Genomic DNA, 23,733 nt, shown 5'->3' with positions numbered 1-23,733 from the left:
ACATTTGATCTACGCCAGCCGACAAACACGCCCCGCCATCGCGGGGCTTTTTTTTTCTGGCACCTAGACCGAAAACCGCGCCACCATCGTATTCAGATCCACCGCCAGGCGTGACAACTCCTGACTCGCGGCACTGGTCTGATTCGCCCCCGCCGAGCTTTGCAGCGCCAGATCGCGGATGTTCGTCAGGTTTCGATCCACTTCCCGTGCCACGGCCGCCTGCTCCTCGGAAGCGCTGGCAATCACGATGTTGCGCTCGTTGATCAGGGTGAATGCCGAAGCGATGTCCTCCAGTGCTTCGCCCGCCGCTTTCGCCGCCTCCAGTGTAGAGCGCGCACGGGTATTGCTGTGCTGCATCGAGCTGACAGCCAGATCGGTGCCTTGCTGGATGCCCGCGATCATCTGCTCGATCTCCCGGGTCGACTGCTGGGTGCGATGCGCCAGCGCCCGCACTTCATCGGCGACCACCGCAAACCCGCGCCCCGCTTCCCCCGCCCGCGCGGCTTCAATCGCGGCATTCAACGCCAGCAGATTGGTCTGCTCGGCAATCGCGCGAATCACGTCCAGCACTTTGGTGATGCCATGTACCTTCTGCGCCAGATCCTCGACCTGAGTGACATTGGTGGTGACGTCCTCGGCCAGCGACTGGATCGACAACACCGTCTGATGCACCTGCTCACGACCATGCTGGGCAATGCGGTCGGACTCGCGAGAGGCCTGCGAGGTCGCCGCCGCATTGCTCGCCACTTCCTCCACGGCGGCGGTCATCTGATTGACCGCCGTGGCCGCCTGCTCGATTTCCAGGCTTTGCTGATGCAGGCCACGAGTGGCGTCTTCCGTGACGCAACTGAGCTCTTCCGAGGCCGAGGCCAATTGGCTGGATGAATCGGAGATGCGTTGAATGGTTTCACGCAGGCTCTGTTGCATGCTCTTGAGCGCATGCAGCAACCGTGCGGGTTCGTCCTTGCCGGTGATGTTGATGACACCGGTCAGATCGCCGCCAGCAACCACCTCGGCCACTTTCAGCGATTGCGACAGCGGCAACACGATACTGCGAGTCAACAGGAGCGCCAGGCCAATGGTGATCAGCGCGCTCACACCGATCATCACCCCCACCCAGACCCGCGACTGGTTGAACACCTGACGCCCGGCCTCTGTCGCCAGATTGGCGTTGTTCTGATTGAGTGCAACCAGCTCCTTGAGGGCTACGGTGATCTCATCGGCCAACGGATTCATCTCGCCGTTGAGAATGGCCGCCGCCTCATCCATCCGTCCCTGGGTAGCTTCGGCCATCACCTGACTCTGAAATTGCAGATACTTGCGCTCGGCCGCTTTGAAGCGATCGAACAACGCACGCTCCTCCGGCAGCACGATCAACTTGTCGTAGCGTTGCTGGGCTTGGTCGAGAACACTTTTAAGTTCGTTGATTTTGCTGACATTCTGCGCCTGCGCCTGCGGATCGCGATTGATCAGCAAGCGCATGGTCAGCGCTCGCAGTCGCAACATGTCCTGACTCATATCTCCGACTGCCATCACGCTGGGCAGCCAGTTGTCATCGACTTGATCGGACTGCGCCCGCATGTTCGACATTTGCAGCAGCGCAAATACCCCCAAGCCAAAAACCATCAACGCCAACAGGCCAAAACCCAGACTCGCGCGCGGCGCAATATTGAGACTTCTGATACTCATTCCCCTGGTTCCTTCCAAAAGCGCTGCGTCAGGCAGCTGGTCTCTTAGACGGTATCGGACTGTTGAAAATTTGCGTAAGACGAAAAAGTGATATCAAAGAGCCTTACTACTACGTTCAACAGGCAGTAACGATTCAGCGTCAAATCCACGATTGGCAAATCAACCTGAACACGCATCCTCAAGAATGCTCTATACCTTCGAGGTCTTTTTTGATCGAATAAATATCCAGTTGCCTGCGAGGTTTCCCATGACAGTTACCGTGAACACCGTCTCCAGCGAAGGCTTTCGTCACAGCGTCCAGATTGATGACCACGAGCTATTTGCCGATGTACCACCTTCGGCAGGCGGCGAAGGCTCGGCCCCTGAACCCCATGACTATTTCGACGCTGCCCTCGGTGCCTGCAAGGCCCTGACCCTGAAGCTTTACGCGAAGAAAAAAGACATTCCGCTGACCGGAGTCGGGGTCGAGGTCAAGCGCGACAACAGCCAGGAGCAGAAAGGCCAATACGCACTGCACGTCAAACTGACCCTCAAGGGCGTACTCACCGACGCCCAGCGCGAAGAACTGCACCGCGTGGCCGACCGTTGCCCGATTCACAAGTTGATGACCACCAGCGACGTCAGCATCGAAACCCATTTGTCCGAGGGTGCGTTCAGCCAATAGCGGCAAGGGCTGCACAAGCGGGTTATGCTCGAACGCATCACCCGCCCCAGCCTGGAATGCACCATGAACACTCCGCTCGTGATCCGCCCCCGCGCCGAAGATGTCGAGGGCCAGCCGATTCTTCGTCCACTGCCGTCCGCCAAATGCCGCAGCGTCGGACCCTTTGTGTTTTTCGACCATATGCTGGAAACCCGCTACCCGCCGGGCAAAGGCATCAACATCCGCCAACATCCGCACATCGGCCTCTCCACCCTCACCTACCTGTTCCAGGGGCAGATTCAGCACAAGGACAGCCTCGGCTCCGATCAGGTGGTGGATACCGGCGATGTCAGCTGGATGACCGCTGGCAGCGCGATTGCCCATGTCGAGCGCACGCCAGAGGCGCTCAAGGAAAACGGCTTTACGATGCACGGCCTGCAGATCTGGCTGGCCTCGCCCAAGGATCATGAACAAGGTCCTGGGCATTACAGCCATCACCCGGCCGCCACACTGCCGGTCAGCGAGAACCTGGGAGTGAAAATCCGCATGATTGCCGGGACAGGCTTCTGCCTGGAATCGCCGGTACCCGTACTGTCTCCGACGCTCTACGCGGAGTTGACCCTGCAATCGGCGACGACGCTGCTGATCCCCACCGAACATGAAGAACGTGCGCTGTATGTCTTGAGCGGCGAGGTGCAACTGGACGGCGAGACTTTGGAGCCCCATGCACTGGTGGTCTTGCCTGAAGGGGAGGAAATGACTTTGTTCGCCGAAAGCGACTGTCATGCAGTGTTGTTTGGCGGTGCCCCGCTGGATGGTCCGCGACGGATCAACTGGAATTTTGTGGCGAGCGATCCGGCAGCTATCGATGAAGCGCGCCGACGCTGGGCGGCCGGGGATTGGCCTACGGTGCCGGGGGAAGTCGAGCGGATCGAATTGCCGTAGTTTTGTATCGCTTGGCAGGTCGCCTTCGCTGGCAAGCCAGCTCCCGCAGGGTTCGAGGTGAGTCACAAATTATGCGAACGCCATCAGCTCCTGTGGGAGCGGGCTTGCCCGCGAAGAGGCCAGCCCGGGCACTGCATTAGCCAATGCCGGACAACATCAGCCCTTGAACACTTCATCCAGCAAGTTGTGCATCGAGGTAAACGCCCGAGCAGCAACCTTGGCGTTATACATCATCATGCCCGGCACATTTGCATGCGGATCGGTGAATGAATGGAACGCGCCGCCGTAGCTCAGCAGCTGCCAATCCACGCCTGCGGCATTCATTTCCTCTTCAAACGCCGGCAGTTGCTCTTTCGGCACCAACGGATCGGAAGCACCATGCAGGACCAACACCTTACCCTTGATGTTTTTCGCATCATTGACGTCCGGGGTGTCGAGGGTGCCATGGAAGGAGACTGCCGCTTTCACCGGCGCACCGGTACGGGCCAACTCCAGCGCGCAGCATCCACCAAAGCAGAAACCGAACGTGGCCAGCTTCGAGGTATCAACGGCCACTTCGCCCTGGCTTTGCAGCTGTTCGAACGCTGCTTGCATACGCTTGCGCAACAATGGACGGTCGTTCTTCAACGGCATCATCGCCGCGCCCGCTTCATCGTTGTTCTGTGGACGAATCGATTGGCCGTAAAGATCAGCGATCAGTACCACGTACCCCTTGGCCGCCACCGACCTGGCGATTTCCTCGGCGCCAGCGCTGACGCCCATCCAGTTCGGCGCCATCAACAGGCCCGGACGCGGGCCCTTAAGGTCGGCGTCAAAAGCCAGACGGCTTTCGTAAGGCTGACCGTCAATTTGATAGGCAACGGAACGTACAGTGATTTGGCTCATTTCTGACTCCTGATTGTTAAACACCAGAATGAAAAAACCCGCCGAAGCGGGTTTTTCTACAACGCAGTTAAGCCGACAGCTCAACCAATAGCTTGTTCAGACGACGCACGTACGCCGCCGGATCCTTCAAGCTGTCGCCGGCCGCCAGGGCCGCCTGATCGAAGAGGATGTGCGACAGGTCGCCGAAGCGTTCGTCGCTCTGCTCGTTGTCGAGCTTCTCGATCAGCGGGTGAGCCGGGTTGAATTCGAAGATCGGTTTCGAATCCGGAACCTTCTGCCCGCTGGCTTCCAGGATCTGACGCATTTGCAGGCCCAGGTCCTGCTCGCCGATGGCCAGAATCGCAGGGGAATCGGTAAGGCGATGGGAAACCCGAACTTCGGCAACGGATTCGCCCAGCGCAGTTTTCAGACGCTCAACCAGACCTTCCTTGGACTTGGCGACTTCTTCCGCGGCCTTTTTGTCCTCTTCCGAATCCAGGTTGCCCAGGTCCAGGTCACCGCGTGCCACGTCAACAAAGCTCTTGCCGTCGAAGTCGTTGAGGTAGCTCATCAGCCACTCGTCGATACGGTCGGTCAGCAGCAGCACTTCGATGCCTTTCTTGCGGAAGACTTCCAGGTGCGGGCTGTTCTTGACCTGCGCGTAGGTTTCGCCGGTCAGGTAGTAGATCTTGTCCTGACCTTCCTTGGCGCGAGCCAGGTAATCGGCCAGACCCACCACTTGCTCGCCGTCGTCACCGTTGGTCGATGCGAACCGCAGCAGGCCAGCGATTTTCTCTTTGTTGGCGAAGTCTTCTGCCGGACCTTCTTTCATGACCTGGCCGAAGTTTTTCCAGAAGCCTTTGTATTGCTTAGGCTCGTTCTTCGCCAGTTTTTCCAGCATGTCCAGAACGCGCTTGGTCAGCGCCGACTTCATGGAGTCAATGATCGGGTCTTTCTGCAGGATTTCCCGCGACACGTTCAGCGACAGGTCATTGGAGTCGACCACACCCTTGATGAAGCGCAGGTACAGCGGCAGGAACGACTCAGCCTGGTCCATGACGAACACACGCTGCACGTACAGCTTCAGGCCTTTCGGCGCTTCACGCTGGTACAGGTCGAACGGAGCACGGGCCGGCACGTACAACAGCGAGCTGTATTCCAGCTTGCCTTCGACCTTGTTGTGGCTCCAGCTCAGCGGATTTTCGAAGTCGTGAGCGATGTGCTTGTAGAACTCCTGGTATTCCTCGTCCTTGATCTCGGTACGCGGACGGGTCCACAGGGCGCTGGCGCGGTTGACGGTTTCCCATTCGGCGGCCGGCTTCTCTTCGCCTTCAACGGCGGCCACTTCTTTGGGCAACTCGATCGGCAAGGCGATGTGGTCGGAATACTTCTTGATGATGTTGCGCAGGCGCCAGCCATCGGCGAACTCGTCTTCACCGGATTTCAGGTGCAGGACGATACGGGTGCCGCGCTCGGCTTTATCGATGGTTGCAACTTCGAAGTCGCCTTCACCCTTGGAAGACCAGTGCACGCCTTCGCTGGCGGCGCTGCCGGCACGACGGCTGTACACGTCGACTTTGTCAGCGACGATGAAAGCAGAGTAGAAACCGACACCGAACTGGCCGATCAGGTGCGAGTCTTTCTTCTGGTCACCGGTCAGGTGTTTCATGAAGTCGGCGGTGCCGGATTTGGCGATGGTGCCCAGGTGCGTGATCGCATCCTCACGGCTCATGCCAATACCGTTGTCTTCGAGGGTGACGGTCTTGGCGTCCTTGTCGAAGCTCACACGGATTTTCAGTTCGGCGCCGCCTTCCAGCAGTTCTGGCTTGGACAGCGCTTCGAAACGTAATTTGTCTACAGCGTCAGAGGCGTTCGAGATCAGTTCGCGAAGGAAAATTTCCTTGTTGGAATACAGCGAATGGATCATGAGGTGCAGCAGTTGCTTCACCTCGGTCTGGAAGCCCAGGGTTTCCTTTTGAGTTTCCACACTCATGGTCATCAAACTCCAATCAGATGGCTAAGCCGCGACCCTGAGGGCCAGCAGCGGGATGTGATCAGAGTTGGGGGCGGTGTTCAGGATTTCAAGGGCTCCTCAAGTTTGAAATGTGCCCGGGCCGTGGCGATGGGTTCCGTTTCGGTACTTTGCCAGGCGGTGATTGCGACGTTGGCGACCCGGCGTCCCTGGCGACATACCTGGCATCGGGCCCAGGTATCGCGAAACTGCCCGGCGCGCAGATAGTCGAGGGAGAAGTCGATAATCTTCGGCACACCTGGCGACCCGGTGAACACCAGCAGGTGCAGCGCAGCAGCAAGCTCCATGAAACCGGCAATCACTCCGCCGTGGATGGCCGGCAATAAGGGATTGCCGATGTTGTCCTTGTTGGCCGGCAGACGAAACAACAGTTCGTCCCCCACCCGCGAGCATTCGACGCCGATCAGCGTGGCATAGGGAATGCGCTGCAACAGCACGGCATAGTCGCCCCGCTCATGAGCCAGCCGCAGTTGCTCCTTGAAGGAATCAGTCATTTTTTGCGCCTCCTGAGATCGCACCACCAAAGCCTTTGGCGCCCTTGATGCCCTTGCCCATCCGCATGAAGGTGCCCACCACGTGGGCAACGGGCTGCTCTGGATCGTCCTGATAGGCGAAGCCGCGGGCAAAGATCACATCGGTGGTCACGCGGTAGCACTGGGCGAAACCGAAGACATCTTTATTCGGCTCGGCGGCGTGCATGTAGTCGATGCGCAGGTCGAGGGTCGGGCAGACCTCGAACTCCGGCAGTACACAGAGGGTGGACATGCCGCAGGCGGTGTCCATCAGTGTGGTCAGCGCACCGCCATGGATGACTCCGGTTTGCGGATTTCCGACGATTTGCGGGCTATAGGGCAGCACCACCGTCAGCCCTTCGCTGCTGGCACTGTGAACGCGCAGCCCAAGGACCTGGCAATGGCGCAGTGCCGACAAGAATCGTGTGGCGCGCTCAAAAACGGGGTTTTCGGCCATTTGATAGAAACTCACATTTAAAAATTCGAGCAGTGAAGTAACGGTCCCGGCAAAAGTTCCGCATTAGAACAAACTTATATATCTGAACGTTTTGAGGAACTTAACCTTGATGGCTGCGCTCGAAAGGCCAGTAGATATTTTCCATAAGGAGAAACACCCCATGCGTAAGACTTTAGCTATTGCCTTGATGTTGACCGCTTCCCTCGGTCTCGCTGCCTGCGATAAAAAATCCGAGGACAAAGCTCAAGATGCCGCCAAACATGCTGAGCAAGCTCAGCAAGACATGAACAAAGCTCAGGATAAAGTGAACGACGCTGCGAAAGAAAACGCTGAAGCTGCCAAAGCTCAGGCTGAATCGAACGAAGCAGCGGCAAAAGAAGCCGCGCCTAAAAACTGAAACGGTTTTTAGCGTGATAAAGAAAACCCGCCAAGTGCGGGTTTTTTTTGCCTGCAATATGATTAGCCATAACCTCGTTAGAGCAAAATCGTTCGAAAAGTCGGACTAATCATCAGCAATAGCGAACAGACCAATCCCACCAGCCAAACCAGGCTGCGCTGCCATGTCAGATCTTTCCAGTAACACAGCAAATAGATCACTCGCGAGATGACAAAGATGATCGCCAGCCAATCAATGAGCCATCCCGCCGTTTGCGTGGTGTGCGCCATCAGCACACCCACTGCAAACAATATGAAGGCTTCAAAACTATTCTGGTGAGCCGCCAACGCACGAGCCCCCAAGCCAGTCAGTTGCCCCTGCTGCTGGCGCGGCAGGTGATTGTTGTAACCGCCCTGCTCCTTCATAGCCTTGGTCACGGGTATTCGCGCGATATAAATCAGCAAGGCACTGATAAACACACACCAGAATGGAATACTCATCAAGCAGCCTCTTTATTCACCTCGGGCAACGGTGCCTCTGTAGGGGTATAGACCATCACGTCGAGAACGTCGGAGTGAAACTCCCGGCGATACAGCACAAACACGACACCGGCACTCATCAACATGAACAACCAGGGGCTGACGAACCAGGCCAACATGGTCATCCCGAAATAATAAGAACGCAGGCCAAAGTTGAACTGGTTGGCCGCCATGGAAATAACCCGGGCAGCCCGGGCCGCAAAAGCCTTGCGCTCCTGTTCGGACACCTGGCGCTCACCGACCATGGGGGCCGACCCCACCAGAACGGCCGCAAAGTTGTATTGGCGCATGCACCAGCTGAACGTGAAGAACGCGTAGACGAACACCAGCGCCAGGCAAAGCAACTTGATTTCCGACATCCCCTGGGAAGCCTGCTGTACCATCGGGATATCCGCCAGCAGTGACAACGCCCTTTCCGAAGCGCCGAGTACCGTGAGAATACCGGCCAGGATAATCAGCGTGCTCGAAGCGAAAAACGATGCATTGCGCTCCAGGTTACCAATCACGCTGGCATCGGCAATGCGGTTATCGCGCAGCAACATGCGGCGCATCCAGTCTTCACGATACAGGTGCAGCACGCTGGCCAGGCACGCGGTATCGCGGCCCTTCCATGTCGCGTACCGGGTGTAGCCCCCCCAGCAGATAACAAACCAGAGGGCAGCGAGGATGTGGATCAGGTTGGCTTGGATGAACGACATGCAGGTCCTTGTGATGTAGTGGCAGGGACACCGTATCCCTTGTAGGAGCGAGCTTGCTCGCGAAGGACGCGAATAGTGGCGCGTGTTTTCTGGATAAACGCGTTGCTCTGAGGTTCTTCGCGAGCAAGCTCGCCCCTACAAGTGGATTGAGCAACCCTTCGACGTTAGCGCAGAAGAAAAGGCACCGCATTCCCCCATAAAAAATGCCCCGTATCGATTGATACGGGGCATTTCGGTTTCCTGCTCGATCGGCCTGCTTGTGACGGGCCGGATAAGCTTAGGCCAGGGCTTCCTGGCGCTTGCCCAACATACGGTCACAGACCACGGCGACCACCAGGGTCATCACCGAAGGCACCAGCCAGGCCAGCCCTTGCTCGCTCAGCGGCAAGTGGGCCAATTGGGAAGGCATCCAATCCGCAAGACCCGCGCCCTTGAGGGCGTCGATCAGGCCGAAAATGAACGACACCAGCATCACCGGGCCGACAATGCGGCCTTGCTCGTGCCAGAAGTCCTTGCAGAAGCTCAGCGCCACCAGGGCGATGCACGGCGGGTAGATCGCCGTCAGCACCGGGATCGAGAACGCGATCAGCTTGGTGAGGCCCAGGTTGGACACCAACAGGGAAAACGCAGCCAGGATGATGACCAGCGTCTTGTAGGACAGTGGCAGTACACGACTGAAATACTCAGCGCAGGCGCAGGTCAGGCCAACCGCGGTCACCAGGCACGCCAGAGAAATCAGTACCGCAAGGAAACCGCTGCCGAGGGAGCCAAAGGTGTGTTGTACGTAGGCATGCAGTACCGCCGCACCGTTGGTAGCACCGGCCGCCACTTCATGGCTGCCCGAACCCAGACGGAACAGGCTGACATAAACCAGCGCCAGCCCCACACCGGCAATCAAGCCGGCAATGATCGCGTAGCGGGTGATCAGGGCCGGCGATTCGACGCCACGGGAGCGGATGGCATTGACGATGACAATGCCGAACACCAATGCGCCCAGGGTATCCATGGTCAGGTAACCATTGATGAAGCCTTGGGAGAATGGCGCCGCAACGTATTCGGGCGTTGCATGCCCGATGTCACCGGCCGGCAGGGCGAATGCCGCGATGCCCAGCACCGCCAGGGCAATGATCTTCAAGGGCGCGAGGAAGCGCCCGACCGTGTCCAGCAAACGCCCGGGGTACAGGGAGATGAAGAACACCAGCAGGAAGTAGACCGAGCTGTACAGGAACAGCGCCAGCGGGCTTTCGCCAGTCAATGGCGCCAGGCCCACTTCGAAGGATACGGTCGCGGTACGTGGCGTCGCGAACAGTGGACCAACAGCCAGATAGCACGCAGCCGCCAACAGTCCACCAGCGACTTTACCGATCGGACTGCTCAATGCATCCATCGCACCACCGACCTTGGCCAGTGCGACAACGGTGATCACCGGCAGACCGACGGCGGTGACCAGGAAACCCAGCGCCGCCATCCAGACATTAGGCCCGGACTGCAAACCGACGATAGGTGGGAAGATGATGTTGCCGGCCCCGACAAACAGGGCAAACGTCATAAAACCAAGTGCCAGGATGTCCTGGCCTTTCAACACTTTCATTAAGGAAATACCACACTACTGAATCGGAATTTAGAGAGGGATTTCCCTATGGGTGAGGGAAATGCTGTCGGTCCGTATGAGACTGACCCGTTTAGCGCGTCGCTGCCTTGTGGGCCGCGGACGCAAAAATGGCGCGTATCCTAACGAATTTGCGCGTGAAGCGCACTGTTAAGGGGCGAACTATCCGATACACGACATTTCCGTGTCGTGTTTACGCCTATATTTTTCCACTAAACCCCTGTGGCGAGGGAGCTTGCTCCCCCGCCACAAAGGCCTCGAGCATTTCCAAGAACCAGAAGCGACAAAGGCCACCCGAAGGTGGCCTTTGCTTGGTGAAGCGTCAGTTAAGCGCGAAGCTTACTTGACAGCCCAGCCAGTCAGCTCGGCCAGGGCCTTGCCGATGTCTGCCAGCGAACGCACGGTTTTAACGCCTGCGTCTTGCAGAGCAGCGAATTTCTCGTCTGCAGTGCCTTTGCCGCCAGAGATGATTGCGCCAGCATGGCCCATGCGCTTGCCCGGAGGAGCAGTCACACCAGCGATGTAGGAAACAACCGGCTTGGTCACGTGTGCCTTGATGTAGGCAGCCGCTTCTTCTTCAGCCGAACCGCCGATCTCGCCGATCATCACGATCGCTTCGGTCTTCGGGTCTTCCTGGAACAGCTTCAGGATGTCGATGAAGTTCGAACCCGGGATCGGGTCACCACCGATGCCGACGCAAGTCGACTGACCGAAACCGGCGTCAGTCGTTTGCTTCACAGCTTCGTAGGTCAGGGTGCCGGAACGGGAAACGATACCGACCTTGCCTGGCAAGTGAATGTGACCTGGCATGATGCCGATCTTGCATTCGCCTGGAGTGATCACGCCTGGGCAGTTAGGGCCGATCAGGATTACACCCAGCTCGTCGCACTTAACTTTAGCGTCCAGCATGTCCAGGGTAGGAATGCCTTCGGTGATGCAAACGATCAGCTTGATGCCGCCGAAAGCAGCTTCCAGGATCGAGTCCTTGCAGAAAGGAGCCGGAACGTAGATCACGCTGGCGGTGGCGCCAGTGGCAGCTACAGCGTCTTTCACGGTGTTGAACACTGGCAGACCCAGGTGCTCGGTGCCGCCTTTGCCTGGAGTTACACCACCAACCATCTTGGTGCCGTACTCGATGGCTTGCTGGGTGTGGAAACTACCTTGCGAACCGGTAATACCCTGGCAGATAACTTTGGTGTCTTTATTGATCAGGACGCTCATTATTTGCCCTCCGCAGCTTTGACAACTTGTTGAGCAGCGTCGGTCAGGCTGGTAGCAGCGATGATGTTCAAACCGCTTTCTGCCAGTACTTTAGCGCCCAGCTCAGCGTTGTTGCCTTCAAGGCGAACAACAACCGGGATTTTCACGCCGACTTCTTTCACGGCGCCGATGATGCCTTCGGCAATCATGTCGCAACGAACGATGCCGCCGAAGATGTTGACCAGTACTGCAGCGACGTTGGTGTCGGACAGGATGATCTTGAAGGCTTCGGTCACGCGCTCTTTGGTAGCACCACCACCTACGTCGAGGAAGTTGGCTGGCTTGCCGCCGTGCAGGTTGACGATGTCCATGGTACCCATGGCCAGGCCGGCACCGTTGACCATGCAGCCGATGTTGCCTTCCAGTGCCACGTAGTTCAGTTCGAACTTGGCAGCGTGCGCTTCGCGCGGATCGTCTTGCGACGGATCGTGGAAAGTCTTCAGCTTAGGCTGACGGTACATGGCGTTGGCGTCGATGTTGATCTTGGCGTCCAGGCAGTGCAGATCGCCGTCAGCCTTGATCACCAGCGGGTTCACTTCCAGCAGGGCCAGATCGTGATCCTGGAACAGTTTGGCCAGACCTACGAAGATCTTGGCGAACTGGGCAACTTGCTTGCCTTCCAGACCCAACTGGAATGCCAGCTCGCGACCCTGGAACGGCTGAGCGCCAACCAGTGGATCGATAGTGGCTTTCAGAATTTTTTCTGGAGTGTCGTGAGCGATTTTCTCGATGTCCACGCCACCTTCGGTGGAAGCCATGAACACGATGCGGCGGCTCGAACGGTCAACGACAGCGCCCAGGTACAGCTCTTTAGCGATATCAGTGCACGATTCAACCAGGATCTTGGTGACTGGCTGACCATTGGCGTCAGTCTGGTAAGTCACCAGACGCTTGCCCAGCCACTGCTGTGCGAAGGCTTTGGCGTCTTCTTTGTTGCGAACCAGCTTGACGCCGCCCGCTTTACCGCGACCACCGGCGTGAACCTGGGCTTTGACAACCCACTCGCTGCCGCCGATTTTGTCGCAAGCTTCTGCCGCTGCTTCCGGGGTGTCTACCGCGTAACCGGTGGATACTGGCAGGCCGTACTCAGCGAACAGCTGCTTACCCTGATACTCGTGAAGATTCATGCTTATTACCGTCTTCGTTAGGTACTGCGCATTCGGTGCTGCACTTATTGAAGTGCCGCACCACCTGTGACTGCTGCTTGCGTAGCTGAGCTACGCAAGACTGCGTCCAGCGGACATTCCGCGGTGAGTCTTGCACGCAAGGCTCACGACGGGCCGCAACCGCCGTGGTTTCTTATTGTCTTAACGCTTCTTGCGGTTGGCGATGTGGATGGCGCCGCCATTCACAGCCAGGGCTGCTTCGTGCAGGGCTTCGGACAGGGTCGGATGGGAGAAGACCATCATGCCCAGGTCTTCAGCGCTGGTGCCGAACTCCATACCGATTGCGCCCTGCTGAACCAGTTCTGCAGCGCTTGGGCCAATCACGTGGACGCCCAATACGCGGTCTGTCTTGGCATCTGCGATAACCTTGACGAAACCACCGGTATCGTTGGCAGCCATGGCACGGCCAGAAGCTGCGAACGGGAAGGTGCCGACGTTAACTTCAACGCCTTCAGCTTTCAAGGCCTGCTCGGTTTTACCCACCCACGCAATTTCCGGGTGAGTATAAATAACCGAAGGGATCAGGTCATAGTTCATTTGAGCCTTGTGGCCCTTGATGCGCTCGACAACCATGATGCCCTCTTCCGAGGCCTTGTGAGCCAGCATCATGCCGCGAACCACGTCACCAATGGCGAAGACGCCCGGAACGGTGGTGGCGCAGTGATCGTCAACGTGCACGAAACCGCGCTCGTCCAGGGTCACGCCGCTGTCGGCAGCCAGCAGATCGGTGGTCACCGGACGGCGACCAACGGCTACGATCAGCTTGTCGAAAGTGATGGTCTGTTCGCCGTTGGCATCGGTGTAGTTCACAACGACTTCGTCGCCGTTCACTTTGGAACCGGTCACACGAGCGCCCAGCTTGATGTCCAGGCCCTGTTTGGTCAGGGTTTTCAGCGCTTCCTTGGAAACAGCGGTGTCGGCTGCCATCAGGAAGGTGTCCAGGGCTTCCAGAACAGTCACTTCTGCACCCAGACGCGACCAGACCGAACCCAGTTCCAGACCGATCACGCCAGCGCCGATTACGCCCAGACGTTTAGGTACGGATTGGAATTCCAGAGCGCCAGTCGAATCGACGATGACTTTCTGATCAACCGGAGCCGGCGGAATGTCGATCGGGCGAGAACCTGGAGCCAGGATGACGTTTTCAGCTTCGATGATTTCAACCGAACCGTCTGGCTTGGTGACTTCGACTTTCTTGCCGGCCAGCAGTTTGCCGTGGCCCTGGATCGAAGTAACGCCGTTGGCCTTGAACAGGGTAGCAACGCCGCCGGTCAGGTTCTTGACGATGCCAGCCTTGCGGCCAACCATCGCAGCGACGTCCATTTTGACTTCGCCGGTCGAGATACCGTGAACGTTGAAGCTCTCTTTGGCTTCCTTGTACTTCCAGGAACTGTCCAGCAGCGCCTTGGACGGAATGCAGCCGACGTTCAGGCAAGTACCGCCGAGGGCTTGCTTGCCTTCAGCGTCGGTGTACTTCTCGATGCAGGCAGTGGTGAGACCCAACTGCGCGGCCTTGATGGCAGCCACATAGCCGCCAGGGCCGGCACCGATCACTACTACGTCAAATTTCTGCGACATTCAAAAAATCCTCTTTAGCGAAAAGCTTGAAGCCGCGAGCTGCAAGCCGGGCTGCGGGTTTTCCGACAGCTCGAGCCTGCAGCTCATGGCTGCTTCTATCAGATATCCAGCAACAGACGAGCCGGATCTTCCAGCAGGTTCTTGATGGTCACCAGGAAGGTTACAGCTTCTTTGCCATCGATCAGACGGTGATCGTAGGACAGTGCCAGGTACATCATCGGACGGATCACGACTTGGCCGTTGATCGCCATTGGACGCTGGATGATGTTGTGCATGCCCAGAATCGCTGCCTGCGGCGGGTTGACGATCGGAGTCGACATCATCGAACCGAAGGTGCCACCGTTGGTGATGGTGAACGTACCACCGGTCATCTCTTCCATCGACAGTTTGCCGTCACGGGCTTTCTTGCCGAAAGTGGCGATGCCGCCTTCGATTTCAGCCAGGCTCATCAGTTCGGCGTTACGCAGAACCGGTACAACCAGGCCGCGGTCGCTGGAAACAGCGACGCCGACGTCAGCATAGCCGTGGTAAACGATGTCGGAGCCGTCGATCGACGCGTTGACTGCCGGGAAGCGTTTCAGCGCTTCGGTGGCCGCTTTCACGAAGAACGACATGAAGCCCAGGCGCACGCCGTTGTGGGACTTCTCGAACAGGTCCTTGTACTTCGAACGCAGCGCCATGACTTCGGTCATGTCGACTTCATTGAACGTGGTCAGCATCGCCATGTTCGATTGAGCTTCAACCAGACGCTCGGCAACCTTGGCACGCAGGCGGGTCATCGGAACGCGTTTTTCAACGCGGTCACCGGCAGCGAAAACCGGAGCAGCGGCAGCCGGAGCAGCAGCCTTGGCAGGTGCGGCAGCCGGAGCCGCCTTCTTGGCAGCAACGGCTGCAACCACGTCTTCCTTGGTCACACGACCGCCTTTGCCAGTACCGGCAACGGAAGCGATGTTGATGCCATTCTCTTCAGCCAGCTTGCGAGCAGCCGGTGCAGCAACAGGATCGTCTTCGCCTTCGGCAGCCGGAGCAGCAGCCTGGGCAGCAGGAGCGGCAGCGGCTGGAGCAGCGGCAGCAGCGCCGCCTTCAACGATGGAGCCAAGGACTTCGTCGGACAGAACGGTGTCGCCTTCGTTCTTGACGATAGCGCCCAGCACGCCGTCAGCAGTGGCCAGAACTTCCAGTACGACTTTGTCGGTTTCGATGTCGACGATCAGTTCGTCACGTTTGACGGCGTCGCCCGGTTTTTTGTGCCAGGTGGCAACGGTGCCATCGGCAACCGATTCCGGGAAAGTGGGGGCTTTGATCTCGATAGCCATTATCTGTGGTTCCTTAAATTCGGTTTCAGGTGCGCGAAGGCGTTAAACAGTAAAGGCGTCTTTCAGCAGTTGTTCCTGCTGTTCGGCGTGCATCGATGCGTAACCACAAGCAGGTGCAGCAGAAGCCTCACGGCCCGCGTACTCGAGTACGAGAGACTTGTTGAGGTTGCTGATGCTGCGACGCAGGTGGTGTTGGCTGCAGTACCAGGCACCCTGGTTCATCGGCTCTTCCTGGCACCAGACGGCATACTTGGCGTTGGTGTAAGGAGCCAGGACTTCTTTCAAGTCGTCCTCAGGGAATGGGTACAGCTGCTCGATACGCACGATGGCAATGTCGTCACGGCCTTCGGCACGGCGTTTTTCCAGCAGGTCGTAGTAGACCTTGCCGCTACACAGAACAACGCGCTCGACCTTTTTCGGGTCCAGGGCATCGATTTCCGGAATAACGGTCTGGAACGAACCTTCGGCCAGATCTTCCAGGGTCGAGATGGCCAGTTTGTGACGCAGCAGCGACTTCGGAGTCAGGACTACCAGAGGTTTGCGCAGCGGGCGAATCACCTGACGGCGCAGCAAGTGGTAGATCTGAGCCGGCGTCGTCGGCATGCACACCTGAATGTTGTGCTCGGCGCACAGCTGCAGGTAACGCTCAAGACGAGCCGAGGAGTGCTCTGGACCCTGACCTTCATAACCGTGCGGCAGCAGCATGGTCAGACCGCACAGACGGCCCCACTTGTGCTCGCCACTGGTGATGAACTGGTCAATCACTACCTGGGCGCCGTTGGCGAAGTCGCCGAACTGGGCTTCCCAGATAACCAGGGCATTCGGCGTGGTGGTCGAGTAACCGTACTCGAACGCCAGCACCGCTTCTTCAGACAGGAACGAGTCGTACAGATCGAAACGCGGCTGACCGTCGTACAGGTTCTGCAGCGGGATGTAGGTGCCCGCGTCTTTCTGGTTGTGCAGCACAGCGTGACGGTGCGAGAACGTACCGCGGCCGATGTCCTGACCGGTCATGCGAATCGGGTGACCTTCGAACGCCAGGGTCGCGTAGGCCATGGTTTCGGCGTAACCCCAGTTGATCGGCAGGCCGCCGGCTTGCATTTTCTGACGGTCTTCGTAGATCTTGGCAACCTGGCGCTGAACCACGAAGCCTTCCGGAATTTCCAGCAGCTTGGCGGACAGTTCCTGCAAGGTTTTCAGGTCGAAGCGAGTGTCGTGACGCGCAGTCCAGGCATGGCCCAGGTACGGACGCCAGTCCACGAACAACTCTTTGTTCGGCTCTTTGACCAGGCTTTTCACTACGTGCAGACCGTTGTCCAGCGCATTGCGGTATTCATCGACTTTCGCCTGAACACGCTCTGCGTCCAGCACACCGCTCTGGGTCAGACGATCGGCATACAGCTCACGGGTGGTGCGCTGCTTGGTGATCTGCTGATACATCAGAGGCTGGGTACCGCTTGGTTCGTCGGCCTCGTTGTGGCCGCGACGACGGTAGCAGACCAGATCGATCACCACGTCACGCTTGAACTGCATGCGGTAGTCGATGGCCAGCTGGGTCACGAACAATACGGCTTCCGGATCATCACCATTCACATGGAGGATCGGCGCCTGGATCATCTTCGCAACGTCGGTAGCGTACTCGGTGGAACGCGAGTCCAGCGGGTTGCTGATGGTGAAACCGACCTGGTTGTTGATCACGATGTGCACGGTACCGCCGGTCTTGAAACCGCGGGTCTGCGACATCTGGAAGGTTTCCATGACCACGCCTTGACCGGCAAATGCCGCGTCACCGTGGATGGAGATCGGCAAAACCTTCTCGCCGGTAGGGTCGTTGCGACGATCCTGACGAGCACGGACCGAACCCTCGACCACTGGAGAAACGATTTCCAGGTGGGACGGGTTGAAAGCCATGGCCAGGTGAACTTCACCACCGGTGGTCATCACGTTGGACGAGAAGCCCTGGTGGTATTTAACGTCACCGGAGCCCAACTCGACCTTCTTCTTGCCTTCGAACTCATCGAACAGTTCGCGCGGGTTCTTGCCGAAAGTGTTGACCAGCACGTTCAGACGGCCACGGTGGGCCATGCCGATGACGATTTCCTTGGTGCCGTAGGAACCGGAACGCTGGATCAACTCGTCGAGCATCGGAATCAGGCTCTCGCCGCCTTCCAGACCGAAACGCTTGGTGCCCGGGTATTTGGTACCCAGGTATTTTTCCAGGCCTTCACCGGCAGTGACGCGCTCGAGCAGGTGGCTCTTGATGTCAGCGGAGTACGTCGGACGACCACGCACGCTTTCCAGACGCTGCTGGAACCACTGGCGCTGCTCGGAATCGGTGATGTGCGTAAATTCAGCGCCGATGGTGCGGCAATATGTCTGCTGCAACGCTTCGTGAATTTCGCGTAGGCTCGCTTCCTCTTTGCCGATGAACAGGTCGCCGGCACGGAAGGTCGTATCAAGATCGGCATTGGTCAAGCCGTAATGATTGATCGACAGGTCTGCAGGTGCAGGACGCTGCCACAGCCCCAGCGGGTCAAGCTGGGCTGCCTGGTGGCCACGCATACGGTAGGCCTGGATCAATCGCAGCACTTCAACTTGCTTCTTCTCGTGCTCACTGCTCACGCTGCCGGCGGAAACCGGTTGAGCGCGGCGCTGGTTCTTTGCCAGCAAGACGAAATGATCGCGAATTGTGGAGTGCGAAACATCGGTGGCAGGGTTGCCGTCAGCAGGCAACTTCTGGAAGTAGGTGCGCCACTCTTCTGGCACAGCGTTAGGGTCGTGCAGGTAGAGCTCGTAGAGCTCTTCCACATAGGCAGCGTTACTACCGGATAGGTAGGCGCTGTTCCACATGCGCTGCATCACGCTTTCTTGCATGCTTGGTCACCCTCGGTTAGGGGAACACCATCGGTGTCGACACCGAGCAAACTTGCAGAAGTCCGAATGCAGCGACCAAAACAAGCCACTAGGATCACACTGATAGTCCGGGTACCAGCCCGGATGCCCCTGCTTGTCTCATTTCTTCAAAATAAGAGCGGCAGCTTTTTGAGCTGCTGCTCAGGTTAAAACTACGGTGCCGGTTGAAGCCTGCACCGTAGCATCTACGGGTACAGCGGTCCTACGGGTACAGCAGCTGAATCACACGCCGCTGGAAAGCAGCATGTTACGAATGTGACCGATGGCCTTAGTCGGGTTCAGGCCCTTCGGACAAACGTTGACGCAGTTCATGATCCCCCGGCAGCGGAATACGCTGAACGGGTCATCCAGCGAAGCCAGACGCTCGGACGTCTTGGTGTCGCGGCTGTCTGCCAGGAAGCGATACGCTTGCAGCAGTGCAGCTGGACCCAGGAACTTGTCCGGGTTCCACCAGAAGGATGGGCAAGAGGTCGAGCAGCAAGCGCACAGGATGCACTCGTACAGACCATCGAGCTTTTCACGCTCTTCAGGGGACTGCAGACGCTCGATGGCCGGAGCCGGCGTGTCGTTCTGCAGGTAAGGCTTAACCTTCTCGTATTGCTTGTAGAAGATGCTCATATCGACGACCAGGTCACGGATAACCGGCAAACCTGGCAGAGGACGAATGATCAACTTGTTACCTTTTACGACGGCAGACAGCGGCGTGACGCACGCCAGGCCGTTTTTGCCGTTGATGTTCATGCCGTCGGAACCGCAAACACCTTCACGGCAAGAGCGACGATAGGAGAAACCTTCGTCCTGCTCTTTGATCAGTGCCAGTACGTCCAGCACCATCAGGTCTTTACCACCGGTATCAACCTGGAATTCCTGCATGAACGGCGCAGCGTCCTGATCAGGGTTGTAACGATAAACACTGACTTGCAACATGGCGGCCACCCTTAATAAGTCCGAATCTTAGGTTCAAAAGTCGGAACAGTTTTCGGCGAGAAGTTTACGGCACGCTTGGCGACGCGTTTCTCACCCGGGAAGTACAGGGTGTGGCACAGCCAGTTTTCGTCGTCACGATCTTCGTAGTCTTCACGGGCGTGAGCGCCACGGGATTCCTTACGTACTTCGGCGGCGATGGCGGTAGCTTCAGCCACTTCCAGCAGGTTCTGCAGCTCAAGAGCTTCGATACGCGCCGTGTTGAACGCCTGCGACTTGTCGTTGATCTTGACGTTGGCGATGCGCTTGCGCAGATCAGCCAGCTGGGCAATACCCTTCTGCATGTATTCGCCAGTACGGAATACACCGAAGTAGTTCTGCATGCAGCTTTGCAGCTCGCGACGCAGGGTCGCCACGTCTTCACCATCGGTACGCTCGTTCAGAGCGGACAGGCGTGCCAGGGCCGCATTGATGTCGGCGTCGGTAGCGTCGTCGTATTCGATGCCGTCGGTCAGCGCCTTTTCCAGGTGCAGGCCGGCAGCACGGCCGAATACCACGAGGTCGAGCAGCGAGTTGCCGCCCAGACGGTTGGCGCCGTGAACCGATACGCAAGCCACCTCGCCAACAGCGAACAGACCAGGGATGATGGTGTCTACGCCGTCGGCATCCTGAGTGATCGCCTGACCGTGAATGTTGGTGGCAACGCCGCCCATCATATAGTGGCAGGTCGGAACAACCGGAACCGGAGCAACAACCGGGTCAACGTGAGCAAAGGTTTTCGACAGTTCGCAGATACCTGGCAGACGGCTGTGCAGCACTTCCTCGCCCAGGTGATCGAGCTTGAGCATTACGTGGTCGCCGTTCGGGCCACAGCCGTTACCGGCAATGATTTCTTTAACCATCGAACGGGCAACAACGTCACGACCCGCCAGGTCTTTGGCGTTCGGAGCATAACGCTCCATGAAACGCTCGCCGTGCTTGTTGATCAGGTAACCACCTTCACCACGGCAACCTTCAGTCACCAGTACACCGGCGCCGGCGATGCCGGTCGGGTGGAACTGCCACATTTCGATGTCTTGCACCGGAACGCCAGCACGCAGAGCCATGCCAACGCCGTCGCCGGTGTTGATCAGGGCGTTGGTGGTGGACGCGTAGATGCGACCTGCACCGCCGGTTGCCAGAACGGTAGCCTTGGCACGGATGTAGGTGGTTTCACCGGTTTCGATGCAGATTGCGATCACACCGACGAACTCACCTTTCTGGTTTCTCACCAGGTCGACAGCGTAGTACTCGTTCAGGAACGTGGTACCGGCTTTCAGGTTGCCCTGATAAAGGGTGTGCAGCAGTGCGTGACCGGTACGGTCGGATGCCGCGCAAGTACGCGCAGCCTGGCCGCCCTTGCCGTAGTCCTTGGACTGACCGCCGAACGGACGCTGGTAGATGCGGCCGGTTTCGGTACGGGAGAATGGCAGACCCATGTGGTCCAGTTCGAAAACTGCAGCCGGGCCTTCCTGACACATGTATTCGATAGCGTCCTGGTCACCGATGTAGTCGGAACCCTTGACGGTATCGTACATGTGCCAGCGCCAGTCATCGTTCGGGTCAGCGGACGCGATGGCGCAGGTGATGCCACCCTGTGCCGATACGGTGTGCGAACGAGTCGGGAAAACCTTGGTGATTACGGCAGTCTTGTGACCGCCTTGTGCCAATTGCAGCGCTGCGCGCATGCCAGCACCGCCACCACCAATAATGATGGCGTCGAAAGAAATCGTTGGAATGTTAGCCATGACTCAGATACCCCAGAGAATCTGCACACCCCAGACGAAGTAAGCGAACATCGCAACGCCGCATACTGCCTGGAAAAGGAAACGTACAGCAGTCGCGGACTTGCCGAACGCCATTGGCGTCAGGTAGTCGGTCGCGATGGTCCACATGCCGACCCAGGCGTGAGCGCCAAGGGCAACGAGGGCCAGGAGACTGAAGATACGCATCCAGTTGTTGGCGAACAGTTCATGCCACTGGGCATAGCCGAGACCCGGGTGGGCAACGACGTATCCGATCAGGAAAATGAAGTAAGCCGCGAGAACGACCGCAGACACACGTTGCGCCATCCAGTCATAGAGGCCCGAACGCGACAGGTTCGTGACGTTAGTTACCATATCCAAACTCCTGCCAGAACGATTACCACCACGGAAACGGCGATAACGATTTTCGAGCCCAGTTTGCCGCCTTCCAGCGTCTCACCGATGCCCATGTCCATGATCAAGTGGCGCACACCGGCAACCAAGTGATACAGCAGAGCGGACAAGATGCCCCAAATCACTAGCTTCGCTAGCGGACTGGTCAGACACGCTTTCACCTGACCGAAGCCTTCCTCGGAGCTCAGCGACTTGTCCAATGCGTAAAGCATGATGGCAAGGCACACGAAGAGGATGACACCGGAGATACGGTGAAGAATGGACGTGTAAGCAGTGACTGGGAGTTTGATGGTCCTTAGGTCTAGGTTTACAGGTCGTTGGCTTTTCACGGCTTTTTTTTCACACTGAAGAGCCCCTAACAATCAGGGCAAAGTTGTTGGGGAGTGCACTGGTCAGGTAACCACCACCCAGGGAGGCGACCCCCAATAAAGCAAGCCCAAAAGCCCTTGGCGGTCGGCTGCCGAGTATAGACAGTTAGGCTACTAATGACAACGCAAACACCTCACCCAAACAGCGGATTGCGCATCTGGCATAAAAGGCGTAAATGGCAGGCAATTTCGAGAAAAAAGTCCGGTTAAAGCCTTCTGGAGCAAGACTTTAGGCAAATTGACATTCGAATTTATCTCACTATAGTGGTGCGGGCCCTGCGTGGGGGGTCTGTCTGATGATTTCAAGCATAAATAGGAGGCCACATGGCTGACAAAAAAGCGCAGTTGATCATCGAGGGCGCAGCCCCCGTCGAGCTGCCCATTTTAACCGGCACCGTTGGTCCCGATGTTATCGATGTTCGGGGCCTCACGGCCACGGGCCGTTTCACCTTCGACCCTGGCTTCATGTCGACCGCCTCCTGCGAGTCGAAGATCACCTATATCGACGGCGACAACGGCATTCTGCTGCACCGCGGCTACCCGATCGAACAGCTGGCTGAAAAGTCGGACTACCTGGAAACCTGCTACCTGCTGCTCAATGGCGAGTTGCCAACTGCAGAACAGAAGGCCCAGTTCGTCGGCACCGTGAAGAACCACACCATGGTTCACGAGCAGCTGAAGACCTTCTTCAACGGCTTCCGCCGCGACGCCCACCCGATGGCCGTCATGTGCGGCGTAGTCGGCGCCCTCTCGGCCTTCTACCACGACTCCCTGGACATCAATAACCCGCAGCATCGCGAAATCTCCGCGATCCGCCTGGTTGCCAAGATGCCGACCCTGGCAGCGATGGTTTACAAGTACTCCATGGGCCAACCCATGATGTACCCGCGCAACGACCTGTCGTATGCGGAAAACTTCCTGCACATGATGTTCAACACCCCGTGCGAGATCAAACCGATCAGCCCGGTACTCGCCAAGGCCATGGACCGGATCTTCATCCTCCACGCCGACCACGAGCAAAACGCTTCGACCTCCACCGTACGCCTGGCCGGCTCTTCGGGTGCCAACCCGTTCGCCTGTATCGCCGCCGGTATCGCTGCACTGTGGGGCCCTGCCCACGGCGGCGCCAACGAGGCCGTTCTGACCATGCTTGATGAGATTGGCGATGTTTCCAACATCGACAAGTTCATTGCCAAGGCCAAGGACAAGAACGATCCGTTCAAACTGATGGGCTTCGGTCACCGCGTTTACAAAAACCGCGACCCGCGCGCTACCGTCATGAAGCAGACCTGCGACGAAGTATTGAAGGAACTGGGCATCCAGAACGATCCGCAACTCGAACTGGCCATGCGCCTGGAAGAGATCGCCCTGACCGACCCTTACTTCATCGAGCGCTCGCTCTACCCGAACGTCGACTTCTACTCGGGGATCATCCTCAAGGCGATCGGCATTCCAACCAGCATGTTTACCGTAATCTTCGCCCTGGCGCGGACTGTCGGCTGGATCTCCCACTGGAAAGAAATGCTCTCCAGCCCGTACAAGATTGGCCGCCCGCGCCAGCTGTACACTGGCTACGAGTCGCGTGACATCACCAAGCTGGAAGACCGCAAGTAAGACCTGTCTTGCGATAACGTCTTGGGTTGCAC

At 57.9% G+C, this 23,733-nt stretch carries 21 protein-coding genes and 1 pseudogene; 4 read left to right on the top strand and 18 right to left on the bottom strand.

Annotated elements, in window-relative coordinates:
* Positions 1-63: 63 nt before the first annotated feature.
* Positions 64-1,107, bottom strand: a complete 1,044-nt coding sequence (locus F7R06_RS31375; RefSeq protein ID WP_425530739.1) for a methyl-accepting chemotaxis protein — start codon at positions 1,105-1,107, stop codon at positions 64-66.
* 96 nt (positions 1,108-1,203) lie between these two features.
* Positions 1,204-1,626, bottom strand: a pseudogene (locus F7R06_RS31370) (MCP four helix bundle domain-containing protein); the annotation flags it as partial.
* A gap of 310 nt (positions 1,627-1,936) precedes the next feature.
* Here F7R06_RS31370 and F7R06_RS08570 point away from each other — a divergent pair.
* Together F7R06_RS08570 and F7R06_RS08565 are read left to right on the top strand one after the other, a co-directional pair.
* Positions 1,937-2,353, top strand: coding sequence for an OsmC family protein (locus F7R06_RS08570; RefSeq protein WP_090324165.1), 417 nt, complete (start codon positions 1,937-1,939; stop codon positions 2,351-2,353).
* Between the two features lie 63 nt (positions 2,354-2,416).
* Positions 2,417-3,277 carry a pirin family protein gene (locus F7R06_RS08565; protein ID WP_090327486.1) on the top strand — a complete coding sequence of 287 codons (861 nt, stop codon included), beginning with the start codon at positions 2,417-2,419 and terminating at the stop codon, positions 3,275-3,277.
* A 156-nt stretch (positions 3,278-3,433) separates the two neighbouring features.
* On the opposite strand, the gene F7R06_RS08560 is transcribed toward F7R06_RS08565, so the two are convergent.
* The 4 genes from F7R06_RS08560 to F7R06_RS08545 form a co-directional block, all read right to left on the bottom strand.
* Positions 3,434-4,162, bottom strand: a complete 729-nt coding sequence (locus F7R06_RS08560) for a dienelactone hydrolase family protein (protein ID WP_090324167.1) — start codon at positions 4,160-4,162, stop codon at positions 3,434-3,436.
* Between the two features lie 67 nt (positions 4,163-4,229).
* A complete protein-coding gene (htpG, locus tag F7R06_RS08555) occupies positions 4,230-6,134 on the bottom strand; it encodes a molecular chaperone HtpG (RefSeq protein WP_090327488.1) in 1,905 nt (634 codons plus the stop codon).
* Positions 6,135-6,214: 80 nt separating this feature from the next.
* Entirely contained in the window at positions 6,215-6,667 is a 453-nt protein-coding gene (locus F7R06_RS08550; RefSeq protein ID WP_090324169.1) for a PaaI family thioesterase, read from the bottom strand.
* Positions 6,660-7,142, bottom strand: coding sequence for a PaaI family thioesterase (locus F7R06_RS08545; RefSeq protein ID WP_090327490.1), 483 nt, complete (start codon positions 7,140-7,142; stop codon positions 6,660-6,662). Before F7R06_RS08545 ends, F7R06_RS08550 begins: the two co-directional genes overlap by 8 nt.
* Before the next feature lie 160 nt (positions 7,143-7,302).
* Here F7R06_RS08545 and F7R06_RS08540 point away from each other — a divergent pair, with 160 nt between their 5' ends.
* On the top strand, positions 7,303-7,539 hold the full coding sequence (locus F7R06_RS08540) for a hypothetical protein (RefSeq protein WP_053156833.1): 237 nt from the start codon (positions 7,303-7,305) through the stop codon (positions 7,537-7,539).
* 77 nt (positions 7,540-7,616) lie between these two features.
* Here the strand turns inward: F7R06_RS08540 and F7R06_RS08535 are convergent, their stop codons facing one another.
* The 12 genes from F7R06_RS08535 to sdhC form a co-directional block, all read right to left on the bottom strand.
* A complete protein-coding gene (locus F7R06_RS08535; protein ID WP_090324170.1) occupies positions 7,617-8,018 on the bottom strand; it encodes an MAPEG family protein in 402 nt (133 codons plus the stop codon).
* On the bottom strand, positions 8,018-8,755 hold the full coding sequence (locus F7R06_RS08530) for a DUF599 domain-containing protein (protein WP_090324172.1): 738 nt from the start codon (positions 8,753-8,755) through the stop codon (positions 8,018-8,020). The genes F7R06_RS08535 and F7R06_RS08530 overlap by 1 nt, the downstream gene beginning before the upstream one ends.
* 277 nt (positions 8,756-9,032) lie before the next feature.
* Positions 9,033-10,346, bottom strand: coding sequence for a branched-chain amino acid transport system II carrier protein (gene brnQ, locus F7R06_RS08525; protein WP_090324174.1), 1,314 nt, complete (start codon positions 10,344-10,346; stop codon positions 9,033-9,035).
* Between the two features lie 357 nt (positions 10,347-10,703).
* Entirely contained in the window at positions 10,704-11,585 is an 882-nt protein-coding gene (gene sucD, locus F7R06_RS08520; RefSeq protein WP_017127973.1) for a succinate--CoA ligase subunit alpha, read from the bottom strand.
* The gene (gene sucC, locus F7R06_RS08515; RefSeq protein ID WP_003223015.1) at positions 11,585-12,751 is read right to left on the bottom strand and encodes an ADP-forming succinate--CoA ligase subunit beta; all 1,167 of its coding nucleotides are present in this window, start codon (positions 12,749-12,751) and stop codon (positions 11,585-11,587) included. The genes sucD and sucC overlap by 1 nt, the downstream gene beginning before the upstream one ends.
* Positions 12,752-12,931: 180 nt before the next feature.
* Positions 12,932-14,368, bottom strand: coding sequence for a dihydrolipoyl dehydrogenase (lpdA, locus tag F7R06_RS08510; protein ID WP_090324176.1), 1,437 nt, complete (start codon positions 14,366-14,368; stop codon positions 12,932-12,934).
* A 98-nt stretch (positions 14,369-14,466) separates the two neighbouring features.
* Positions 14,467-15,684, bottom strand: a complete 1,218-nt coding sequence (odhB, locus tag F7R06_RS08505; protein ID WP_090324178.1) for a 2-oxoglutarate dehydrogenase complex dihydrolipoyllysine-residue succinyltransferase — start codon at positions 15,682-15,684, stop codon at positions 14,467-14,469.
* A gap of 42 nt (positions 15,685-15,726) precedes the next feature.
* A complete protein-coding gene (locus tag F7R06_RS08500; RefSeq protein WP_090324180.1) occupies positions 15,727-18,558 on the bottom strand; it encodes a 2-oxoglutarate dehydrogenase E1 component in 2,832 nt (943 codons plus the stop codon).
* A 261-nt stretch (positions 18,559-18,819) separates the two neighbouring features.
* Complete coding sequence (locus F7R06_RS08495; RefSeq protein WP_090324181.1) at positions 18,820-19,524, bottom strand: succinate dehydrogenase iron-sulfur subunit; 705 nt, start codon at positions 19,522-19,524, stop codon at positions 18,820-18,822.
* A gap of 11 nt (positions 19,525-19,535) precedes the next feature.
* Complete coding sequence (gene sdhA / locus F7R06_RS08490; protein WP_090324183.1) at positions 19,536-21,308, bottom strand: succinate dehydrogenase flavoprotein subunit; 1,773 nt, start codon at positions 21,306-21,308, stop codon at positions 19,536-19,538.
* A gap of 3 nt (positions 21,309-21,311) precedes the next feature.
* Positions 21,312-21,680, bottom strand: coding sequence for a succinate dehydrogenase, hydrophobic membrane anchor protein (gene sdhD / locus F7R06_RS08485; RefSeq protein ID WP_090324185.1), 369 nt, complete (start codon positions 21,678-21,680; stop codon positions 21,312-21,314).
* Positions 21,674-22,048, bottom strand: a complete 375-nt coding sequence (gene sdhC / locus F7R06_RS08480) for a succinate dehydrogenase, cytochrome b556 subunit (RefSeq protein ID WP_016773673.1) — start codon at positions 22,046-22,048, stop codon at positions 21,674-21,676. The genes sdhD and sdhC overlap by 7 nt, the downstream gene beginning before the upstream one ends.
* A 363-nt stretch (positions 22,049-22,411) precedes the next feature.
* Here sdhC and gltA point away from each other — a divergent pair, with 363 nt between their 5' ends.
* The gene (gltA, locus tag F7R06_RS08475; RefSeq protein ID WP_007959044.1) at positions 22,412-23,701 is read left to right on the top strand and encodes a citrate synthase; all 1,290 of its coding nucleotides are present in this window, start codon (positions 22,412-22,414) and stop codon (positions 23,699-23,701) included.
* Positions 23,702-23,733: the final 32 nt, after the last annotated feature.

This window comes from Pseudomonas moorei, assembly GCF_008801475.1.
GTDB classification, from domain to species: Bacteria; Pseudomonadota; Gammaproteobacteria; order Pseudomonadales; family Pseudomonadaceae; genus Aquipseudomonas; species Aquipseudomonas moorei.
Note: the sequence above shows the minus strand (reverse complement) of the source record. Positions and strands in the feature narration are given on the sequence as shown.